The 20741-nt window shown below is 58.8% G+C and carries 20 protein-coding genes and 4 tRNA genes; 11 read left to right on the top strand and 13 right to left on the bottom strand.

Annotation, left to right across the window (positions count from 1 at the left end; all coding sequences use genetic code 11):
- Positions 1-751: 751 nt before the first annotated feature.
- Positions 752-1246, bottom strand: coding sequence for a DUF1543 domain-containing protein (locus OH705_RS07015; protein ID WP_081784269.1), 495 nt, complete (start codon positions 1244-1246; stop codon positions 752-754).
- Between the two features lie 540 nt (positions 1247-1786).
- On the opposite strand from OH705_RS07015, the gene OH705_RS07010 reads away from it, so the two are divergent.
- Entirely contained in the window at positions 1787-2917 is a 1131-nt protein-coding gene (locus OH705_RS07010; protein WP_267301574.1) for a hypothetical protein, read from the top strand.
- A gap of 109 nt (positions 2918-3026) precedes the next feature.
- Here OH705_RS07010 and OH705_RS07005 read toward each other — a convergent pair whose 3' ends face one another.
- On the bottom strand, positions 3027-3938 hold the full coding sequence (locus OH705_RS07005) for a helix-turn-helix transcriptional regulator (RefSeq protein WP_033696103.1): 912 nt from the start codon (positions 3936-3938) through the stop codon (positions 3027-3029).
- Between the two features lie 372 nt (positions 3939-4310).
- Here OH705_RS07005 and OH705_RS07000 point away from each other — a divergent pair, with 372 nt between their 5' ends.
- Positions 4311-4457: a hypothetical protein gene (locus OH705_RS07000; protein WP_177326693.1), complete on the top strand. Its 147-nt coding sequence runs from the start codon at positions 4311-4313 to the stop codon at positions 4455-4457.
- A gap of 385 nt (positions 4458-4842) precedes the next feature.
- A complete protein-coding gene (locus OH705_RS06995; protein ID WP_267301568.1) occupies positions 4843-5466 on the top strand; it encodes a hypothetical protein in 624 nt (207 codons plus the stop codon).
- 214 nt (positions 5467-5680) lie between these two features.
- Here OH705_RS06995 and OH705_RS06990 read toward each other — a convergent pair whose 3' ends face one another.
- From OH705_RS06990 to OH705_RS06970, 5 genes are all read right to left on the bottom strand, one after another.
- Positions 5681-5956 (bottom strand): hypothetical protein, encoded by a 276-nt coding sequence (locus OH705_RS06990; protein ID WP_027918241.1) that lies wholly within the window; start codon positions 5954-5956, stop codon positions 5681-5683.
- Complete coding sequence (locus tag OH705_RS06985; RefSeq protein ID WP_267301565.1) at positions 5953-6933, bottom strand: integrase domain-containing protein; 981 nt, start codon at positions 6931-6933, stop codon at positions 5953-5955. The genes OH705_RS06990 and OH705_RS06985 overlap by 4 nt, the downstream gene beginning before the upstream one ends.
- 897 nt (positions 6934-7830) lie before the next feature.
- Positions 7831-9153: a tyrosine-type recombinase/integrase gene (locus OH705_RS06980; RefSeq protein ID WP_267301563.1), complete on the bottom strand. Its 1323-nt coding sequence runs from the start codon at positions 9151-9153 to the stop codon at positions 7831-7833.
- Positions 9154-9314: 161 nt separating this feature from the next.
- Positions 9315-9390 (bottom strand) — tRNA-Thr (locus OH705_RS06975).
- Positions 9391-9448: 58 nt separating this feature from the next.
- Entirely contained in the window at positions 9449-9859 is a 411-nt protein-coding gene (locus tag OH705_RS06970; RefSeq protein ID WP_102682141.1) for a pilin, read from the bottom strand.
- Positions 9860-10085: 226 nt separating this feature from the next.
- Between OH705_RS06970 and OH705_RS06965 the strand changes: the two genes are divergently transcribed.
- From OH705_RS06965 to yacG, 4 genes are read left to right on the top strand one after another with little or no spacing between them, the layout of a single operon-like run.
- The gene (locus tag OH705_RS06965; RefSeq protein WP_267301558.1) at positions 10086-11294 is read left to right on the top strand and encodes a type II secretion system F family protein; all 1209 of its coding nucleotides are present in this window, start codon (positions 10086-10088) and stop codon (positions 11292-11294) included.
- 2 nt (positions 11295-11296) lie between these two features.
- Complete coding sequence (locus OH705_RS06960; protein ID WP_094011762.1) at positions 11297-12163, top strand: prepilin peptidase; 867 nt, start codon at positions 11297-11299, stop codon at positions 12161-12163.
- The gene (gene coaE, locus OH705_RS06955; RefSeq protein WP_038706809.1) at positions 12163-12786 is read left to right on the top strand and encodes a dephospho-CoA kinase; all 624 of its coding nucleotides are present in this window, start codon (positions 12163-12165) and stop codon (positions 12784-12786) included. The genes OH705_RS06960 and coaE overlap by 1 nt, the downstream gene beginning before the upstream one ends.
- On the top strand, positions 12783-12983 hold the full coding sequence (gene yacG / locus OH705_RS06950) for a DNA gyrase inhibitor YacG (protein WP_046854173.1): 201 nt from the start codon (positions 12783-12785) through the stop codon (positions 12981-12983). The genes coaE and yacG overlap by 4 nt, the downstream gene beginning before the upstream one ends.
- Before the next feature lie 57 nt (positions 12984-13040).
- Here the strand turns inward: yacG and OH705_RS06945 are convergent, their stop codons facing one another.
- Positions 13041-13748 (bottom strand): energy-coupling factor ABC transporter permease, encoded by a 708-nt coding sequence (locus OH705_RS06945; RefSeq protein ID WP_023632865.1) that lies wholly within the window; start codon positions 13746-13748, stop codon positions 13041-13043.
- A gap of 86 nt (positions 13749-13834) precedes the next feature.
- Between OH705_RS06945 and OH705_RS06940 the strand changes: the two genes are divergently transcribed.
- The 4 genes from OH705_RS06940 (at position 13835) to OH705_RS06925 (ending at position 16637) form a co-directional block, all read left to right on the top strand.
- Positions 13835-14266, top strand: a complete 432-nt coding sequence (locus tag OH705_RS06940) for a hypothetical protein (RefSeq protein WP_038706810.1) — start codon at positions 13835-13837, stop codon at positions 14264-14266.
- Positions 14267-14321: 55 nt separating this feature from the next.
- Entirely contained in the window at positions 14322-14951 is a 630-nt protein-coding gene (locus OH705_RS06935; RefSeq protein ID WP_038706811.1) for a DUF1780 domain-containing protein, read from the top strand.
- Between the two features lie 132 nt (positions 14952-15083).
- A complete protein-coding gene (locus OH705_RS06930) occupies positions 15084-15257 on the top strand; it encodes a DUF3094 family protein (protein ID WP_023631877.1) in 174 nt (57 codons plus the stop codon).
- 84 nt (positions 15258-15341) lie between these two features.
- Entirely contained in the window at positions 15342-16637 is a 1296-nt protein-coding gene (locus OH705_RS06925; RefSeq protein ID WP_038706812.1) for an NAD(P)/FAD-dependent oxidoreductase, read from the top strand.
- Positions 16638-16761: 124 nt separating this feature from the next.
- Here the strand turns inward: OH705_RS06925 and OH705_RS06920 are convergent, their stop codons facing one another.
- The 5 genes from OH705_RS06920 to clpB form a co-directional block, all read right to left on the bottom strand.
- Entirely contained in the window at positions 16762-17298 is a 537-nt protein-coding gene (locus OH705_RS06920; RefSeq protein WP_263160130.1) for a dihydrofolate reductase family protein, read from the bottom strand.
- 102 nt (positions 17299-17400) lie between these two features.
- Positions 17401-17476, bottom strand: a tRNA-Lys gene (locus OH705_RS06915).
- 6 nt (positions 17477-17482) lie between these two features.
- Positions 17483-17559, bottom strand: a tRNA-Pro gene (locus OH705_RS06910).
- A gap of 4 nt (positions 17560-17563) precedes the next feature.
- Positions 17564-17639, bottom strand: a tRNA-Asn gene (locus tag OH705_RS06905).
- A gap of 368 nt (positions 17640-18007) precedes the next feature.
- Positions 18008-20572, bottom strand: a complete 2565-nt coding sequence (clpB, locus tag OH705_RS06900) for an ATP-dependent chaperone ClpB (protein ID WP_023631670.1) — start codon at positions 20570-20572, stop codon at positions 18008-18010.
- Positions 20573-20741: the final 169 nt, after the last annotated feature.

The following is a 20741-nucleotide window of genomic DNA, read 5'->3' as shown; positions in this document are numbered from 1 at the left end:
GGCGCTGCTGCGCCTTTCGATTCCGACCGGCCAAGGTCGCGTCGCCGATGCTTCGGCGACGGAGGGAATTTATGCCTTGGGGGCTGCTAATGCAAGCTTAGGAGCGCAGGGAAAAGGCGATGGATGCTGCGGGAAACTGCCTACATCGTAGAGAATGGGTAGCAGACCTATCCAGAGACAGGTCCAACCTCATCACATGAAGCTGAAACGGATAGTGCGGAGACAGGAATCGTATCAATACACAAGCGGTTGAATTTGATGAATATTATGTGTGGGGATACAGCTTGCTATCTCTAAAACTACCCCCAGTCACTCACCGATTTCTCGCACCTGTGAAAAGAATCCATAGCAGGATGTAAATGACTATTTTGGACACGAATTGCTGGCGTGACACAGGTGATTCCACCTCTGGGTCATTAGCAGACTGCCCACGGGGAGAGCAGCAAACGGCCCATTTTTGCCCCGCAGTGAAGACCGAAAACAGGCTAGACGGAGTCAGTCCAAGACGATGTCAGAACCTGTAGGTCCTACTCCGTAAGACATCAAGGTTGCATGTGATAAATTAGCTAAACCTGCGTTTGTCCAATAAGACAAATGCGTCAACGAGCCATGGCAATATAGCCAAGGCCCTGCTCAGCATGGCTTGCAACTCATCGCGGTTGGCGATCTGATAAGCGATGGCCTGGACCCTCAGTGGTTTCTGCTCAGCTAACTTTCGCGGACCTTAATGCTAAGGAAACTCAACGGATCGTTATGACAGGACAATGTAGTCATTGCGCTGAGTTATGCCGTCGTGTGGCTCCGGAACCAAATGAACGTAACGTCCGTCTATCGCATCAATCGGCAAACAGTCGTCTACATCAAATAAGTTATCGGTATGAGGTTGGGCCCAATGCTTAAATATCTGGCGCTTACCACGGCTCATCGCGTCACGCTTATCTTTCGCGACTATCAGCGAATAGTGGTGTGCTTCGCCGAAGGAATTATCCTCATAACCGCCAAGATTGATGAAGTACAAACGGAGAGATCCGGGGCGAGGAGCTAGAGGGCTAAGTTCTACTTTCCAGCCTTCAACCCCATCAACCGCCATCCATGCATCAATATGAAGGCCTACGGGAGCTCCAAACCAGTTCTGTCTGAGCTGAGGATACGTATCCTCTAGGCTATCAGCGGCTACAAAGGCCACGTCGTGGACTTCAATTTTCGCTCTAGGATGTTTACCTCCTAGCATTACAACAAAAAGCATTATCCGCCTACCAGATATAAATAATTAATGAGTCAAAAAAATCAAACCAGATATGTCGCCTGATTTGTGGGACTTCAACCTGCAACCTGCTCCTATCCTTCGAAGCTGATAAAGCATTAACGCGATAATCTGTTTCAAACATCAAGTCAACGCACGCCCCGCTACGACCCTATAGAAAAGGATGAGCACGTAGGAGTATAAATGGAAATTTAACAGCTGTCAGGAACCCGTAAAAATGCCTGGGCCCACAGGCGCCAAGGTGGGCGGCCGATGCATCCAGTTGTCGAGGCCCCCAATCAGTCCAGACGCCTAATTTATAGGGGGTGCACGGGCAGGATACGGGTTTACCTTGAACTCCGATTGTGGACCTGCTTCAATCGAATCGTGTGCCCTTTAGCCATCCCCTCCCCGGATGTTTGTATGTGTGCATAGGTTCGTGGTCAACCCAGAAATCAGCACAGCCTAGAGGTGGCTAGACGAAGCACGAAACTAGCACTCCAACACTATAAAAACCTGACTATCAGGACAAAGGATTACTTAATGTTTTATTCGCGAAAATTAAACCAAGAAACAGGGCAGGTTGAGGTTTGGGAGTGCGAATGGTCTGACCCCGGCACGGGGATGGCAAAAAAAAATTTCATTAGAAAATACTGTAATGAGGGCGAACAGGAAGATAGCCCTGAACAGTATTCTACTGCTTCAGCGATATGTTGGGCGCCTGGAAGAACAATCGGAAATATCGCTGTAAATTCGGAAGGAGTTTTCGGTAGCTTCACGGCAAAATCCGGCGACAATGCAGTACTGCCTTGTAATATTGTTCCATGTGGAAAATTCAGAAATGGCGCAGATAGATGGTATTGCAAGACCCACCAAATCCATTGGGGTACAAAAGCGGACATTGCTGCCGTGCCTCCTACCGGGGAGGTAACCTGTAGTAATCACCTTATGGGGATGAGCTATGTAGTAGACCCGTTGGTAGTGGACTTTAACGACTTTGAGGAAATTGGCGTTTGGTGTTCATTACCGCCAGCACTCTCCAGTGACATGATAGTCCCGAGAGCACCAAAAATACATGTGCATAAGCGTTTTTCTGGCGACAACAAAAAGCTATTAGACAGAGATTTTGACGCTATCGTGTGCTCGTACAATCAAAACCTAGGGCTATTTTCGAGTAGCGAAATTACCCAAATCCAGATTACGCCGCCTGCTGCGTTTGAGTTCGTTAAATCACTGGAAAATGACCGAGAAATGGCATGCGTGACGTGCAAGAAATGCGGATATCCTCACTTGGATTTAGGCAGTTTCGCCAATACACCACACGCAAAACATTTCTGTGGGAACTGTGGCAATGACAGCGTATGGAGTGAAGGAAAAATTGTATCAACACCACTGAAACCTCTGCATGATCAATTCAATAACAGCAACAAATATATAGTCCCAGAACGCACGCTTAATATGGACGAGTACACCGGACTTAGATTCGAGGTTTGGTCTTCTACTCCAGCCGTTCTATGGACAGCTGACAGACCCCAGGAACTGGGTATTCACGTTCATATCTATGAGAAAGGGCGACGATTGGTAGATGATACTTTTGGAAAAGTCATATACCAAGGACAAGAGCTAGACAGGAAGATCCTGTGGCAGGAGATGGCAAAAAATACAATATATTAACCAGCCCACTGATCGGCTATTATTTAGAATAGCGGCCGCTTGTCTCACGCCATTGGATGGAAAGGCCGCTTACTATACTTGATTGTGACTTTACATCAGGCGCAGCTCTTTAACTGGCTTCAACTTTATCGCTCCCGCCCAGACCGCCATTCGGGCTTTTGTATCCTGGCGCAAACACTGAGCTTTCCACTCCATAGAGAATCAAGGGATCACTGAGCCATAGGCGGTACGCCTTATCTTCGATGCTGTGGTCAGGTGAGCAGTCCACGTGATACTGCTGCAGGACGTACCCTGCCATCGCAGCGCGTACTCGAAGCCTGAGAACGCCGCCAGGCATCTCATAGTCGAGCATCACTATCTGCGCATAATTCTTATCAGGGTGCGGCACGAGGGGGAGATCCAGCATTCGATTCCATTGATCATCGTGCTTTTGGTTTTCTTCGCTCTTGGGTTTAACACCCCACTGAGTCTGAGCATTGCCGATTCGAGCTAAAACGAAGTCCACAAATTTCCGGCGTTTCCGATCATACGCTCGGACATGCCAGCGCAAGCCATCACAACTGATCGCGAACGGCACGATTTCCCGTTCAGACTCGCCTGATCCCGAGGTATAGCTAATTTTTACCACTTGGTTGAGGCTGATCGCGCGCGAGATCGGCGCCAAAACTTCCACCTTCGGCTTGCTGAGCAGCGAAACGGATTCGTTCAAGATTAGCGGCTTCTCTCCATCCAGGCCGTATCCATACCCTTGGGAAAGTGCCGTGAGCACTCGCTCAGGCGAGTGCGCGATTAAAGGCGAGAACGTCTCGCGTATCACGTAATGCTTGGTCACAGTGTCGAGCTCAGTGTTCTCAGGAGCAATCTCCCGATACTGCGCGAAATCACGGGTGGCAGCTGCAGCCCCCACCCCGAATCGCTCCATGAGATCAGTTCTTGAAACGGCTCCCGTGAAGTACAGGCGGAAATCTATGTACACCAGGCGCTCCCGTTGCGCTTGGCTGTATTCGCTCAAATCAATCATTTGCTCTCCGGCTTACCGTTTTACCTGCCTTGCTGACCCAACATCCGGTCGGGCACATCTGATAGTCAATCATAGCACACGAGCGCTTGACGTAATCAAAATGATGATGATAGCCTTTGGATATGGTCGTTATACATCTCTATCCATAGCACCTCAGGCGATTCAAAAAGGAGGCATGGATGGGATCTCAGAACGCCAGAAACAGAAAGGCCGGTCAAGGTACGAACTTGACCGGCCTTCGGGAAAAGACGTCTGAACTGGCTCCAGATGTCTCTCGCGCTTTGTGGAAAAAGCTTGTGGATGGTAGCCCCTATGGGCTCCTTTCGCAAGGGAGCGAGTTCTGTGTTCGAGCCGCCTCACAGGAGACATTCTATGTCCCAGCTTGAGCTGTTCGAAAAACCCGAGGGGGAAGGCGAGGTCATCTATCGTATGACCATCACCACCAAATCGGGCAAGGTGATTCGACGTGCAAACGGCCAGCCGTTCCGCATCGTCATTCGCCCTAAAGCGGCCAATTAAGTTGACCGCTTAACAGAGCTCAGGGCACAGCAGTGCCCTGCCCTCTCCCTTTCGGATGGAAATTCTGCATGAGCTTGGATTTTTACGACCGCAACGGGACTTCCGTCGCGTATACCGACGATGGCGAGCACATTTTTACCTTCAGTGGCCGACCGGTCGCCTAATCGCACCTTGCTTCCCAAGATGTGCTGTTTTGATGAGCGTTAGCGAACCTGTTATTCAGCCAGTAATGCTTACATCCGCAATCTTTATCGAAGATCGATGGTCGCCGCCAGATATACCTTGGCAAACCAAGGAATATAGCTACGCCCTGCGCACACCCGCTGAGTGACAACACTTATCTTTTGCTGAAAATAATACAGAGATCTTTTCAACAATGTTTGCTATGAAATCTGAACGCTTAATCCTGGCTTTTCTACTGACCTCGATTGCGGGGGCTTACCAGATGGGCTTAAAGCAAACCGATTGGGTGCTGGAAAAAACCAATTCAAAAATCCTTCAGAACGGCACCTACATCACAAATGACCAACTAGAGCAGAATTATTTAAGAAAAGTTGATGTTGAGAAGGATTATCTGCCTAGGAAAGAGGTCGAGGCAGGCTACGTTCCGATTGCACAGTTCAGGAAGCTGGAATCGACCGTAAGCGAATTAACAGAGAAAGCCGAACTTGTTGACTCCGCATTGAAAAGCGACTCAAGACAGCTTATGGTGAAGCAGATCTGGCACCCTAAGAACCCTGAGTTCTACGTAGGTTTTATGGACTTCCTACAAGGGGACAATGGTCCATATGCCTACATACAAATTAGCTTTGTCGACTCTCAACCATATCAATTTACTTTAAGAAAATACAACAACCCCAAAAACCTTAAGTTTACTTATAACGGAATATTATATGAACTAACCACAGTCCTACGGATGCAAAATGGTGAAGTTTTCGTGGATGCAGCTCTTAGACAATCCTCGACGAGGGATTCGCATGTCCATGTAACTTCGAATGGAGAAGCCTAGAGCGAGATAACCGCTAACTTACAATCCGGTTATTAACTGCGTCCGCATGAAGACCTCATAAAATTTTCTTCGACGCAGCTTTGCTCATCATCGATTATCTGGAGAGGAAAGCCCCGTTCTTTTTCCTCCATGCTGCTTCTGGCGAATCATCCATCTGTGAATGTCCGCTGGGTCGATTGCTGCCGACCGCGACTATACAATAACGGCTCCTCGCTTAGCGGGCGAATACCCATGCCTTTTCTAACCGGCGAGTAAGCACCCGCATAGTCAGCACGTAGTAATAGCGCGTCGCCTCACTGCGCCGGCCTAGGCGATGCTCGAGAAACCAAGCCAAATGCTTTCTCTGCCAAGCCCAAGGCGTCTCTCGCTGCCAGCGCTCTGCGATTTCAACTTGGATAAGCTTTGCTTGTCGCAAATGGCGTTGCCGGGTCGCGTGCGAACCGTTCAGCACGCCAGCCAAGAACAATTCCATATCGAACGGCTTACTCATGCCCGCCCCCCAATGTACGCAGCAACCACGTCGACACGACCGTGCCCTAGGTCGTAGCTGATTTGCCTTTGGGCATCTCGATCAAGGCGCTGATCTATCTGGCAGCATTTACCACCGTTGATAGGCGCGCGAAGTCGGGTGATCTGCTCATAGCGTTCGCACGCGTAGGCCGCCCGTAGTTCATGAAAACCTTTGAGGTTGTGGGCATGAAGGATGTCGCGCGCCGGACGGACGACTTTCTGCAGAACGTCCAGGTAACTTTCGCCCGGGGCTATCAGGTTGCTGCTACCCGCTGACGACACCTGCCGTGCAAACCAAAGTGCATCTCGAACATTGTTGTCTACCGTAATCCAACGTGGCGCCGAGGCCCCGGAGCGGCCGCCTTTGGTGCCATCCTGGATGTTGATCTTGCCCAATTTTTCAGCCTCACCACTTAGCCGTGGCAGGTCAGCCAAGATGGCCTCACGCAAGCGCATGCCGGTGGCTCGCGCCAACAGAACAATCGCGGCGGCGCGTTGATGATGTTGGCTGCAAAGTGCATTGACGATCTGCTTCACGTGCTCGCGATCTTGTCCTTGTGGCACCGAGTGGCGAACCCCGGTGCGCTGCATACCCAACGCCTTGCTCGGGCTGGGCAATTTCACGTACTGATCACCGCGAAGCGCCGCCATGGTTCTGTTAACGCTGGATAGCCGATTTTGCGCGGTGCTGATGGCGAGGTCACCGCGCCTAATAACATCGCGCAGATACGCCGCATAGTCCGCCAATACCTTCCGATCAATCTGCCGCGCATCATTGATACCCGGCCCCTGTTCGGAGCGGCACCACTTCACGAATGCCTGCCACCGATCACTGTGCGCCTTGACTGTGCCGTAGTGGCCGCCGCCGAACATGTCTTTCAACGCCTGCGGCCCTGCATAGCTCAGTTGCCTGCCGTAGCCGAAATTACGGCCATCGCGTCTACCCACCAACGCCATGTCGAATCACCTCATCGCCTGGTCTTCGATCCTCGCCCCACGTCATCCCGCCAAGAATGTTGAGTGTTATCAGGGATCAAGGCCCCTGCGACCTGTGGGGATGTCCTCTAACGCGGGACTGGCGGCTCCTTACGTCCGGGAGCAAGGGTATCTCATGATCTGGCCTCCTGAACACCGTTACCGGTGGGCGGGTGGAGGCAGCACTGGCTGACGAGACCAGCGCCTGAAGATCCTGAGCCATGTGCAAGCAGCAATGCGATGACCGGGGCATGCCTGACTGTCAGTCAGGTGCATTCCATTCCGTGGTCTGCGGCACCATCATCTACAGCGCTGTTGCTGGTGACATCAGCGTTTGTCACGCCGATTGTCACGAGGGGGAATGCCGCAAAGCCATGTGCGATAAGGGCTGCAGCAGTGGTAGAAGTGCCCGTCTCTTTCCAGAAGAAATAGACGGGCACAGGTTGGCGCAATATTTGGCCAAGCGGATAGGTTGCTGCAGGGCAGCGAGGTACGGTTTGTCTGGCGCACGAGCGCTATATGTGTAAGAGCATCCATCACATGGGTAGTGACCGGGCGAGCTGCCGGATGCGAATCGCCCTTGGGGAGAACCACCGCGAGAGCGGCGTGACCTTGAAGGCTCGGGTCACCTGGAGTGCTGTCAACGACAGCCTTTGCACGGTCTTTTCTACGCCCGCAATTCGAGAGGGTCAAGCGACTCGCCCGCTGGATTTTGCAGTTGAAAATGACGTTGGGCGTGTACGGAATCCCGTGGTTTCCGGTGGCCGATTGGGTGCTTTTGATTTTTTAGGTGAGGTCCATCCAAACAGGGCGGCTTTGCAGCCCTGTTTGGATGGACCCGCATGGAAAGCGGATCATCGAAACTTCAAAGCCGTGCACTCACTCGACTGCGCCACGCCTTGCTCTGAGGCTAGAAACGTTTGCCCCGGCCTGATTCGCGAACTCATGTGGCGAGATATGCTCCTGCCGGTTCGCTTCGAGGTAACGGCTCCACCAACTCATGATCATTCGCCGTTCCTCCAGGAACTCAGCCTTGTGGATATACGCCGCCCGAACATTGTTGCGCTCCCTGTGGCTCATCTGCCGCTCGATAGCGGTCTCTGACCACAGCCCGGATTCGACCAAGGCACTGCACGCCATGGACCGGAAGCCATGCCCGCAGATTTCGGTCTTGGTGTCATAACCCATATTCCGCAGAGCGCTGTTGACCGTGTTCTCGGACATAGGCTTCCACGAGCGAGCGTCACTGGTGAACACCAGGTCGAAGTACCCCGTGATCGCATGAATCTGTTCGAGCAACATCACCGCTTGCGGTGAAAGCGGGACAAGGTGGATGTCGCCCGCCATCTTTGTCCCTCTGGTCGAGTACGGAACGCCGTCTAACGCGGGCCGCGTATCAGGTATCTCCCAAATACCGCGCTTCAGGTCGAACTCACTCCAACGTGCGAAGCGCAATTCACTGGAGCGTACGAACACATGCAGGGACAGCATGACGGTCAGCCGAGTGAGCGTGCGTCCCTTGTAGTTCTCGATGCGGTCCATCAACTCAGGCAGACGAGAGAGCGGGAGTGCAGGCCGGTGCGTAACCCGTGGCGCGCTGATGAAGCCCTCAAGATCATTTGCAGGGTTCACCGTGATCAGCCGCTGCCGCTTAGCCTCACGCATGATGCTCTGTAGGTAGTTTTGCACCCTCAAGGCCACATCGATCGTGCCGCGTTTTTTGATCTCTTCCAGCGGCTGCATGAGGTCGAAGGTATCCAGATCAACGATGGCGCGTGCGCCGAGCAGCGGGAATACGTGAGTCTTTAAGCGACTCAACACAGTCCTAGAATGGCCCGGCGCCCACTTCACGGACATTTCCTTATGCCAGTCCAAGGCAACGCGTTCGAATGTGTGGCCTCTGACAACTGCCTCGGCCTTGGCCTGCTGCTTGGACGCAATCGGATCAATGCCCTCAGCCAGCATCCGCTTGGTCTCCAGACGCTTCTGCCGAGCATCTGCAAGTCCGATGATGGGATAGTTGCCAAACGAGGTCAGCCCCTCTCGCCCATCCGGTTTCACATACCGGAAACGCCAGCCTTTGCGGCCATTGGGGTAAACGAGGAGGTAAAGACCGTCACCGTCGAAAAGCTTGTAGGGGCGGTCAGTAGGCTTGGCCGAGCGGCAGGCGGTGTCAGTGAGGGGAGCAGTAGTACGAGCCATAAGGGTAAACCCCTTTATCGAATCGACTTTATCCCAAACCTTACCCCTAAATCGGCTGGCAGCTGTCGGAATCCGACGGAACGCCATAACGAAAAAACCCGCCAGAAGGCGGGTTTTACGGGGATTCCAGAGATTTTAGTAGCCTTCACTGGAACCTGGACTGGTGCCGGAGACAGGAATCGAACCTGCGACCTTCGCGTTACGAGTGCGCTGCTCTACCGACTGAGCTACACCGGCGTGTTGCGCAACGTACCATTGCCATGTCGGTTACGCAAACCCCTGTTTCACCTCACTTTCATTGCACCGTGCAGCCGTTGGGGGCGAGGTCTTCCTCCACCGTGGTCACGCAGGTCCAGCCTGCCTGGGTACGCGCCAGGGTCACGGTCTTGCCCAGCACATTGGCCGGTGCGTCGGCCAGGGTGCAGGCGATGCTGGCGGTGCCGTCGGCGGCCTTGCCGCTGGCGGTGATCGCGCAATGGGCGGTGGCGGGCTGGCCGCCGAGGCTGGCGACGTCGGGCACGTCCTTGCCGTCGTTCAGGCGCACGTCCATCGGCGTCTTCAGCGCGGAAATCTCCAGCAGCGCGGCGGTAGCCTTTGCGCGGGCCTGGTGGTTGGTGTACATGGGGATGGCGATGGTCGCCAGGATGCCGATGATCGCGACGACGATCATCAGTTCGATCAGGGTGATACCTCGTTGCCCTTTCATGAACGGTCTTCCTTCGTGATACGTGGAGGCGCGGCGGGCGCTTTCATCGTGGCGCGCCCCGGCCGGCAGGCGCGCAGTAGGCCTGAACCGACACCTTTTGTCACCCCTGCGCGGCGGGGCGTCATCGTCGCTGGACTACTCTAGTGAGCCACAGGGAAACGCGCCCGGCAGCAGGCCGGGCAAGCTGTTACCGGGCTTTTCGCCCCCGCGCAAAAGGACTCTCGCCATGCCTGCTTCCACCCGTCTGTACGTCTGGGAAGGCGTCGATGCCAGCGGCGCGCCGCAACAGGGCCAGCACACTGGGCGCAGCCCGGCGTTCGTGCAGGCGTGGTTGCGCCAGCAGGGGATTCGCGCGACGCGGGTGCGGCTGGCGGGTGGGCTGCGCTGGCGCTGGCCGCAACGGGCGGGCAAGGCGGATGCGCCTGGCTTCAGCCGCCAGCTGGCGACCTTGCTCACGGCGGGGGTACCGCTGTTGCAGGCGTTCGAAGTGATGGCGCGCAGCACGGTGAACAGCGCCATGGCGGCGTTGCTGGCGCGGGTGCAACAGGATGTGGCTGCGGGGTTGGGTTTGGCGGATGCCTTGCAGCGCCATCCGGGGTGGTTCGATGCGCTGTACTGCAACCTGGTGCGTGTGGGCGAGCAGTCGGGCACGCTGGACCGGCAGCTGGAGCAGATGGCGACCATGCTGGAGAAGCGCCAGGCGCTGCGGCAGAAGGTGCGCAAGGCGATGCTGTATCCGGCGCTGTTGCTGCTGACGGGGTTGGGGGTGGCGGCGTTGTTGCTGCTGGAGGTGGTACCGCGGTTCCAGGGGTTGTTCGCCAGTTTCGACAAGGCACTGCCAGCGTTCACCCAGTGGGTGATCGATTTATCCACAGGGCTGGGCAATCACCTTGGGTGGTTGGTGCTGTTGATAACTGCTCTGGGGTTTGGGGTGCAGGCGTTGTACCGGCGGCATCTGCCGGCGCGCCTGTGGATATTGCGCGGGATGTTGCGGGTGCCGGTGGTGGGCACCTTGCTCGGACAGGCGGCGTTGGCGCGCTTTGCCCGTAGCCTGGCGACCTCTTATGCCGCCGGGGTGGCGTTGCTGGATGCGCTGGCCACGGTGGCGCCGGTGAGTGGCGACAGCCTGCACGAGCGGGCGATCCTCAAGTTGCGCCAGGATGTGGCTGGTGGCATGGGCCTGCAGCAGGCGATGGAGGCGGATGCGCTGTTCCCGCCGCTGTTGCGCCAGCTAGTGGCGGTGGGCGAAGCCAGCGGTGCCCTCGACCGGATGCTGGACAAGGCCGCGCTGCATTACGAAGAACAGGTGAGCCAGGCGCTGGAGCAGTTGACCACGCTGCTTGAGCCGGCCATCGTGCTGATCCTCGGGCTGCTGGTGGGGGGCCTCGTCGTGGCGATGTATTTGCCGATCTTCCAGTTGGGTAGCCTGATCTGAACATGAATGCCTGGACCGTAATCGTCGATCATCCGCCGTTCTTCCATACCTTGGCCGCAGTGCTGGGGTTGCTGGTGGGCAGTTTTCTCAATGTGCTGGCGTACCGGCTGCCGATCATGCTCGAGCGCCAGTGGCAGCGGGAGGCGCAGGAGGTGCTGGGGCTGCCGCAGGCCGAGCATGAGCGCTTCGACCTGTGCCTGCCGGCTTCGCGCTGCCCGCACTGCCAGCGCCAGATCCGCGCCTGGGAAAACATTCCGCTGCTGAGTTACCTGGCCCTGCGCGGGCGTTGCGCCGGGTGCAAGGCGCGGATCAGCGTGCGTTATCCCCTGGTGGAGCTGGGCAGCGCCCTGCTCTCGTTGTTGGTGGCCTGGCATTTCGGGCCGGGCGTCGAGGCGCTGGGGGTAATGCTGCTGACCTGGGGGCTGATCGCCTTGAGCCTGATCGATGCCGAGCATCAGTTGCTGCCGGATGTGCTGGTGCTGCCGCTGTTGTGGCTGGGGTTGATCGTCAACGCCTTCGGGCTGCTGGTGCCGCTGAGCGATGCGCTGTGGGGCGCGGTGGCGGGTTACTTGAGTTTGTGGTCGGTGTACTGGGTCTTCAAGCTGATCACCGGCAAGGAGGGCATGGGCTTCGGCGACTTCAAGCTGCTGGCCATGCTCGGTGCCTGGGGCGGTTGGCAGATCCTGCCGCTGACCTTGATGCTGGCCTCCTTGGTAGGGGCGCTGATCGGGCTGACGCTGGTGCGTTTCAAGCGCACGCAAATGGGCGCGGCATTGCCTTTCGGGCCTTATCTGGCCATTGCGGGGTGGATCGCATTGCTCTGGGGTGATGAAATAGTCGCCTCATACCTGCAACTGCTTGGAACCTGATGAGCACAGCGCCCTTCACTCCCTGGATTCTTGGCCTCACCGGCGGCATCGGCAGCGGCAAGAGCGCCGCCGCCGAGCGTTTCGTCGAACTGGGCGTGCACCTGGTCGATGCCGACCAAGCTGCGCGCTGGGTCGTCGAGCCGGGGCGCCCTGCCCTGGCCAGCATCGTCGAGCGCTTTGGCGCAGGCGTGCTGCAGGCGGACGGCCAGCTCGACCGTGGCGCCCTGCGCCAGCTGATCTTCGCCGACCCGAGCCAACGGCAATGGCTGGAACAACTGCTGCACCCGCTGATCGGCCAGGAGATCTTCAGCTACCTGGCCAAGGCCGAGACGCCCTATGCGGTGTACGTTTCGCCGCTGTTGATCGAGTCGGGGCAGCACCAGAAGACCCAGCGCATCCTGGTGATCGACGCGCCGACCGAGTTGCAGGTGCAACGCACCTTGGCCCGCGACAACACCAGCGCGGAACAGGTGCAGGCGATTCTCAAGGCCCAGCTGGCCCGGGAAGAGCGCCTGCGCCATGCCGATGACGTGGTGGTCAACGATCGTGACCTGCAATCGCTGCACGACGAGATCGACCGCCTGCACCACTTTTACCTGACTTTACGAGGAGGCCAGCCATGAGCCAGCCGATGACCGTTGATTGCCCGACCTGCGGGGCGCCCGTGGAATGGGGCGAGCAGAGCCCGTTCCGGCCGTTCTGCTCGGACCGCTGCAAGTTGATCGACCTGGGCGCCTGGGCGGCCGAGGAGCACAAGATCGCCGGGGCGGAGGAGTCCGAGGACGAATTGTATTCGGGGGATCTGGAGCCGCGGCACTAAGCAGGGTTCGGTGGTGTGGATGCCCCGCGATCACCGGCAAAGCCGGTGCCATTCACATCACTTCTCTTCATCCTTCCACGGGGCCTGCAGATAGCGGCTGCGGTTGAAGGTCTCCAGCCACTCCGGGCAGAACACCACAAGCGCACTGATCACCGTGCCGTTGATAAATGCCTCGGGGAACATCATCAGCCATAGGTAGCCAACGAAGTCGCTGAGCCATTCCGGCATGGCGAAACGCTCGTCCATCCACAGCAACCCCAGCCCTGCCATCAGGCACAGCAACACCGTCAACGCCGCCGGGAAGAACCCGCAACAGAAGATGTAGACGAACAGGTTACGCGGCTGGGCGCGCTCGACCAGGATCGCGCACACCTCGGTGACCAGCACCGGCAGGCCGACGATCAGCAGGCCGTTGACGCCGATGGCGGCAAGGTCCTGCCGGCCCATCAGCAACAGGCCGAGCTGGGCGAGAAAGCCGCCGAGCACGGCCAATGGCCAGTCCAGCAGCAAGGTGACGGCGGTCATGCCGATGAAGTGGTACGACACCCCGGTATCGAAGTCGCGGCGCACCAGCCAGAGTATGAACAGGCAGAACACCGTGCCGAACAGCAGGTGCTGGCGGCGGGTGTCGGTGAACAGCTCGACCCAGCGGGTGCGGCTGGCGGCCCAGATCAGCAGGGGCACGTAACCTATCCAGCCAAGGGTAAGGCTGGTGCTGGACAAGACTTGTGCACTGATCACCTGAACAATATCCCTGTCGGCCATGTGGACAAGCCTGAGTCTACACCCATTCTCCCTTTCAGCCTGTTGCTATAGGCTGGCACCTCCTTTCGATGCAGGACGCATCCGCCATGCCTGAAGGACTTAACCTGCCGCTGCTGCTCGGCGCGGCGTTCAGCGCCATCGCCGGCGTGCTGCACCTGGCGGTGATCGCCATTGGCCCGCGCTGGTACCGCTTGTTCGGCGCCGGCGAGCGCATGGCCAGGGCGGCGGAGCAAGGGCGCGCCTACCCCGCCTTGGTTACTGCGGCGATCGCGGCGGTGCTGCTCGTCTGGTCGGCTTATGCCTTGTCGGCGGCTGGGTTGATGCGCCCATTGCCCTTGTTGTTGCCGGTGATCTGCCTGATCACCCTGGTGTACCTGGCGCGCGGCCTGCTGGGGCCGCTGGTGCTGGCCGGCACCGGGCGCAGCCGGCGGTTTATCGCGGTCAGTTCGGCCATTTGCCTGGGCGGCGGGCTGCTGCATCTGCTGGGGGTGGTGCAGCAATGGCTGGTGCTGGGCTGATTCCTACGCACAAACAGCATCTTACCGTCATCAATTAGCGACTAAGCTTGTCCCCATGGATGACTCAGACTACCTCCGCCTGCTTACCATCCAGGCCGAGCAAGCCAATGCGTTCCTGTCCAATGCCCGCAAATGGGAGCGCGAGCGTTGGGTCTGCCAGCGCCTGCTGCAAGGGCTGAACATCCCCTACCGCAGCGAGGACTTCACGCCGGCCGGGCAAGAGCCGCCGGACGTGCTGTTCCGCGACGCGGCGTTCGAGGTGTTCTTCGTGCTCGACGAGGGCCGCCGGCTCAACGACGAATGGCGCGAGGAGCTGCAACGGCGGCGCAGCGCCTTCTCTCTGGCCCAGCTGGTGCGCCGCGAGCAACGGCCCCGGCGCATCAGTGCCCAGGAGCTGCTGGCGCGCCTGGCGCCGACCCTGCGCAAGAAGTCGCACAATTACCGCGAGCGCGGGCTGGACCTGAGCGAGCTGGACATCATCGCCTTCGCCAGCCTCAAGCGCGAGGTGCTCGACCTCAACAGCCATTTCCCGCCGCCCACCGAGTACCTGCGCCAGGGCTGGCGGTCGTTGTCGCTGGTGGGGCCGACCTTCGCCCGGGTGCTGTTCGCCCACCCGGACGCGCCGGATTTCCTGCGCGGCAACCTGGGGCGCAGCATCGTGTTCGACGTAGGCATCAGTCTTTGATCCAGTGCCGGGTGTCTTTGCGATCACGTACACTCGGCGCCAGGGATAGAAAGCATTATCATTCGACCCATGCGTTTGCGTGAACGCTGTGGCGTACACGCAGTCACGAACGTCTATCTGACGAGGCCCACCATGACCAGCCGCCTGAATCCTGAAGATCAGCGTCGCGTCGATGAGTATCTGAGCGCCCCCCAGCATCAAGTCGAGCGCCGGCCCTTCCGGCCGTGGCTGCTCCTGCTGCTGGTGGTGGCCGTGACCATCGGTCTGGGCCTGTTGAGCCGCCTGCTGAGTGGACTGGTGCTATGAGCTGCCTTGCGCTCGCCCGCCCCTCATGCCGGATGCGGCCGGACCTTGTGTCCACGAATTCCGTAAAACTTGTGAGATATCCCCATGACTCATCGCATCGTGATTGTCGGCGGCGGCGCCGGCGGCCTGGAACTGGCGACCCGCCTGGGTAAAAGCCTGGGCAAGCGCAAACAGGCCGAGATCACCCTGGTTGATGCCAACCTGACGCACATCTGGAAGCCACTGCTGCACGAAGTGGCGGCCGGCTCGCTGAACTCCTCGGAAGACGAACTGAACTACGTGGCCCAGGCCAAGTGGAACCACTTCAACTTCCAGATGGGACGCATGAGCGGCCTGGACCGCGAAAACAAGATGATTCAATTGGCCGCGACCCTCGACGACGAGGGCCGTGAGCTGCTGCCTGCGCGCACCATCGGCTACGACACCCTGGTGATCGCCGTGGGCAGCAACACCAACGACTTCGGCACCCTAGGGGCGGCGCAGCACTGCCTGTTCCTCGACAGCCGCAAGCAGGCCGAGCGCTTCCACCAGCAACTGCTCAACCACTATCTGCGTGCGCACGCCGGAGATGTGGCCAGCGAGCAGATCAGCGTGGCCATCGTCGGCGCCGGTGCCACCGGCGTGGAGCTGGCGGCCGAGCTGCACAACGCCGCCCATGAGCTGGCGGCCTATGGCCTGGACAAGATCCAGCCCAAAGACATGCACATCACCATCATCGAAGCCGGCCCACGGGTATTGCCGGCGCTGCCGGAGCGCATCAGCGTGCCGGTGCACAAGACCCTGGAAAAACTCGGGGTGACGGTGATGACCAACGCCGCGGTCAGCGAAGTGACCGCCGATGGCCTGAAGACTGCCTCGGGCGAAGTGATCCAGGCCAGCCTCAAGGTCTGGGCGGCGGGCATTCGCGCGCCGGGCTTCCTCAAGGACATCGACGGCCTGGAGACTAACCGCATCAACCAGCTGGTGGTGCGCCCGACCTTGCAGACCACCCTGGACGACAACATCTTCGCATTCGGCGACTGCGCCGCCTGCCCGCAGCCTGGCACCGACCGCAACGTGCCGCCACGGGCCCAGGCCGCGCACCAGCAGGCCTCGCTGCTGGCCAAGAGCCTCAAGCTGCGCCTGGAGAACAAGGCGCTGCCGACCTACGAGTACAAGGACTATGGCTCGCTGGTATCGCTGTCGCGCTTCTCGGCGGTGGGTAACCTGATGGGCAACCTGATGGGCAGCGTCAAGCTGGAGGGCTGGCTGGCGCGGATGTTCTATGTGTCGCTGTACCGGATGCACCAGATGGCGCTGTACGGGACCTTCCGCACCTTGATGCTGATGCTGGGCAGCAAGATTGGCCGGGGCACCGAGCCGCGCCTGAAGCTGCACTGAGGCTTCAAGATCCTAGGGCTGCTTTGCAGCCCTTTCGCTGCGGTTCGTCGCCACGACAAGCCAGCTCCCACAAGGATGCGCGCTCCTGTGGGAGCTGGCTTGCCAGCGATGACCTTGACGCGATTTATCTGACCACGCGATACGTACTCTGCACGAACCCACTCTCGTAACTGGTCGTTCTCATGTGCTGCAACAGCACATCCTTCGCCAACTCGCCGAACAACGGTATCCCCTGCCCCAGCAGCACGGGGATGCGGGTGATGGTCAGCTCGTCCACCAACCCCTCACGCAAGAACCCCTGAATCAGCTTGCCGCCATCCAGGTAAAGGCTCTTTGCGCCCGTGGCCTGAAGGTGTTCGAGCAAAGCCGGGATCGGCCCCGGGTGCAACTCGACGCGCTCTGATACGCCCTGGGGCAGTGCTTTGAGGGTGCTGCTGACCACCACCACTCGCGCATCCGGATACGGCCACTCGCCAAAGGTCATGACCTTGTCGAAGGTGCCACGCCCCATTACCAAGGTATCGACGCCGGCCATGAAACCGGCGTAGCCATGGTCGTCAGCAGACTGGGTGGCCCCTAACAACCAATCGAGGCCGCCATCTTCACGGGCGATGTAGCCATCCAAGCTGGTGGCGATGAAAACACTGGCTTTGAGTGGCATGCGCGGGCACTCCTGCGGGCAAAGGCCACAGGGTAGCAAAGGGCGGGGATATAAATCTCGGACAAAGAAAAAGGGCATCTCTTTCGAGATGCCCTCTTTACATGGTGGGTCGTGTAGGATTCGAACCTACGACCAATTGGTTAAAAGCCAACTGCTCTACCAACTGAGCTAACGACCCTGAAAATGGTCGGGGTGAGGGGATTCGAACTCCTGACATCCTGCTCCCAAAGCAGGCGCGCTACCGGACTGCGCTACACCCCGAGATTGGCTCCGCGACCTGGACTCGAACCAGGGACCCAATGATTAACAGTCATTTGCTCTACCGACTGAGCTATCGCGGAACTGAACTTCGGTACATCTTTACTGCTTCGAAGCCTGTGTTAGCTTCGATCTCTTTGGCTATCCGCTTTCGCGTTGTCGCTGCTGAGGCCGGCTATTCTACATTCTTCGTTTTGCTTGTCAACCACTTTTTTTCGTTCAACTTACTGATTTGTAAGTTATTTTCAGATCGTCGGTGTTGCTGGCGATCTGCTCAGTGCCTGACAGCGGGGCGAATATTAGGGGCACTCTGATTTTTGTGCAAGCACTTTTTTCAAAATTTTCAGCAAGTTAGCTAGGAAGCCGGAAAATCAGGGGTTTGCCCCGCGATAAAGCCGGACAGCACACATAAAAAAGCCCCGCTTACGCGGGGCTCTTCGTTTACTGCAGGTCAGCCAAAGACGATCTCGTCGCCCTCGACCTTCGCGGTGATCGCCGCACCCGGCAGGAACTCGCCCGCCAGGATCAACTGCGCCAGCGGGTTCTCGATCCAGCGCTGGATCGCACGCTTCAATGGCCGTGCGCCGTACACCGGGTCGTAACCGACGGCGATCAGCTTGTCCAAGGCCTCCGGGCTCAGGCTCAGCGACAGCTCGCGCTCGGCCAGGCGACCACGCAGGCGGCCAAGCTGAATCTCGGTGATACCGGCGATCTGCTCGCGGCCCAGGGGTTCGAATACCACTACTTCGTCGATGCGGTTGATGAACTCCGGACGGAAGTGCGCGCCCACCGCGTCCATCACCGCCGCACGCTGTGCCTCGCGGTCACCGGCCAGTTCCTGGATCTGCGCCGAGCCCAGGTTGGAGGTCATCACGATCACGGTGTTGCGGAAGTCCACGGTGCGGCCGTGGCTGTCGGTCAGGCGGCCATCTTCCAGCACCTGCAGCAGCACGTTGAACACATCAGGGTGGGCTTTCTCCACCTCGTCGAGCAGCACCACCGAGTACGGCTTGCGACGCACGGCCTCGGTCAGGTAACCGCCCTCTTCATAGCCCACATACCCTGGCGGGGCACCGATCAGACGCGCCACGGAATGTTTCTCCATGAACTCGGACATATCGATGCGCACCATGGCCTCTTCGGTGTCGAAGAGGAACTCGGCCAGCGCCTTGCACAGTTCGGTCTTGCCCACCCCGGTGGGCCCGAGGAACAGGAACGAGCCACTTGGGCGGTTCGGGTCGGACAGCCCAGCGCGGGAACGGCGCACGGCGTTGGCCACGGCGGTCACCGCCTCGTCCTGGCCGATCACCCGTTCGTGCAGCAGGCTTTCCATCTTCAGCAGCTTCTCACGCTCGCCTTCGAGCATCTTCGCCACCGGGATGCCGGTCCACTTGGACACCACTTCGGCAATCTCTTCCTCGGTGACCTTGTTGCGCAGCAGCTGGTTGTCGGTCTTGCCGTGCTGGTCGACCATCTGCAGGCTGCGCTCCAGGTCCGGGATCACCCCGTACTGCAGCTCGGCCATGCGGCTGAGGTCGCCCTTGCGGCGCGCGGCTTCCAGCTCCTGGCGGGCCTGCTCGATCTTTTGCTGGATCTGCGCCGAACCTTGCACCTCGGCCTTTTCCGAGGCCCAGATCTCTTCGAGGTCGGAGTACTCGCGCTCCAGGCGCTCGATTTCTTCGGTCAGTTTCTCCAGGCGCTTCTTCGCCGCTTCGTCTTCTTCCTTCTTCAGCGCCTGGGATTCCACCTTCAGCTGGATCAGACGACGGTCGAGGCGGTCGAGCACCTCCGGCTTGGAGTCGATCTCCATGCGGATGCGGCTCGCGGCTTCGTCGATCAGGTCGATGGCCTTGTCCGGCAGCTGGCGGTCGGTGATGTAGCGGTGGCTGAGCTTGGCCGCGGCAATGATCGCGCCGTCGGTGATGGCCACCTTGTGGTGCACTTCATAGCGCTCTTTCAGGCCGCGCAGGATGGCGATGGTGTCTTCCTCGCTCGGCTCCTCGACCAACACCTTCTGGAAGCGGCGCTCCAGCGCGGCATCCTTCTCGATGAACTGGCGGTACTCGTTGAGCGTGGTGGCGCCGACGCAGTGCAGTTCGCCACGGGCCAGGGCCGGCTTGAGCATGTTGCCGGCGTCCATGGCGCCCTCGCCTTTACCGGCGCCGACCATGGTATGCAGCTCATCGATGAACAGGATGATCTGGCCTTCCTGCTTGCTCAGTTCGTTGAGCAGGCCTTTGAGGCGCTCTTCGAACTCGCCGCGGTACTTGGCGCCGGCAATCAGCGCGCCCATGTCCAGCGCCAGCAGGCGCTTGCCCTTGAGGCCGTCGGGCACTTCACCGTTGATGATGCGCTGGGCCAGGCCTTCGGCGATGGCGGTCTTGCCGACGCCGGGCTCGCCGATCAGCACCGGGTTGTTCTTGGTGCGGCGTTGCAGCACCTGAATGGTGCGGCGGATCTCGTCGTCACGGCCGATCACCGGGTCGAGCTTGCCTTCCTCGGCACGCTTGGTGAGGTCGACGGTGTACTTGTCCAGGGCCTGGCGCGATTCCTCGGCGTTGGCGTCGTTCACCGCCGCGCCGCCGCGCAGGTTGTTGATTGCGTTTTCCAGGGCCTTCTTGCTCACGCCCTGGCCGAGCAGCAGCTTGCCGACCTTGCTGTTCTCGTCCATGGCGGCAAGCAGCACCAGCTCGCTGGAGATGAACTGGTCGCCCTTCTGCTGGGCCAGGCGGTCGGCCTGGTTGAGCAGGCGCGCCAGGTCCTGGGACATGTTCACGTCGCCGGTGGGGTTCTGGATTTTCGGCAGCTGGTCGAGCTCTTTGGTCAGCGCCTTGCGCAGGCTGTTGACGTCGAAGCCGACCTGCATCAGCAGCGGCTTGATCGAGCCGCCCTGCTGGTCGATCAGCGCCTGCAGCAGGTGCAGGGGCTCGATGGCCGGGTGGTCCATGCCCACGGCCAGGGATTGGGAGTCGGATAACGCGAGTTGCAGCTTGCTGGTCAGTCGGTCTATTCGCATGGGGGATACCTTCCTTTAAAGGGCAGGCGGAGCGATGGACAGCACCTGTAATGATGAACCTGCCTGAGATGACCAATAGATAAGGGTGATTCTGGAAGATTCAAGCGTAGCGGGGTTGACGGAAGTCAGCAGGGTGGTGATGGGATTGATATTGCCGGGGCTGCTGCGC

It is taken from the genome of Pseudomonas sp. BJa3, from assembly GCF_026343815.1.
Lineage (GTDB): Bacteria > Pseudomonadota > Gammaproteobacteria > Pseudomonadales > Pseudomonadaceae > Aquipseudomonas > Aquipseudomonas soli.
This window is presented reverse-complemented; position numbering and strand designations above follow the sequence as displayed.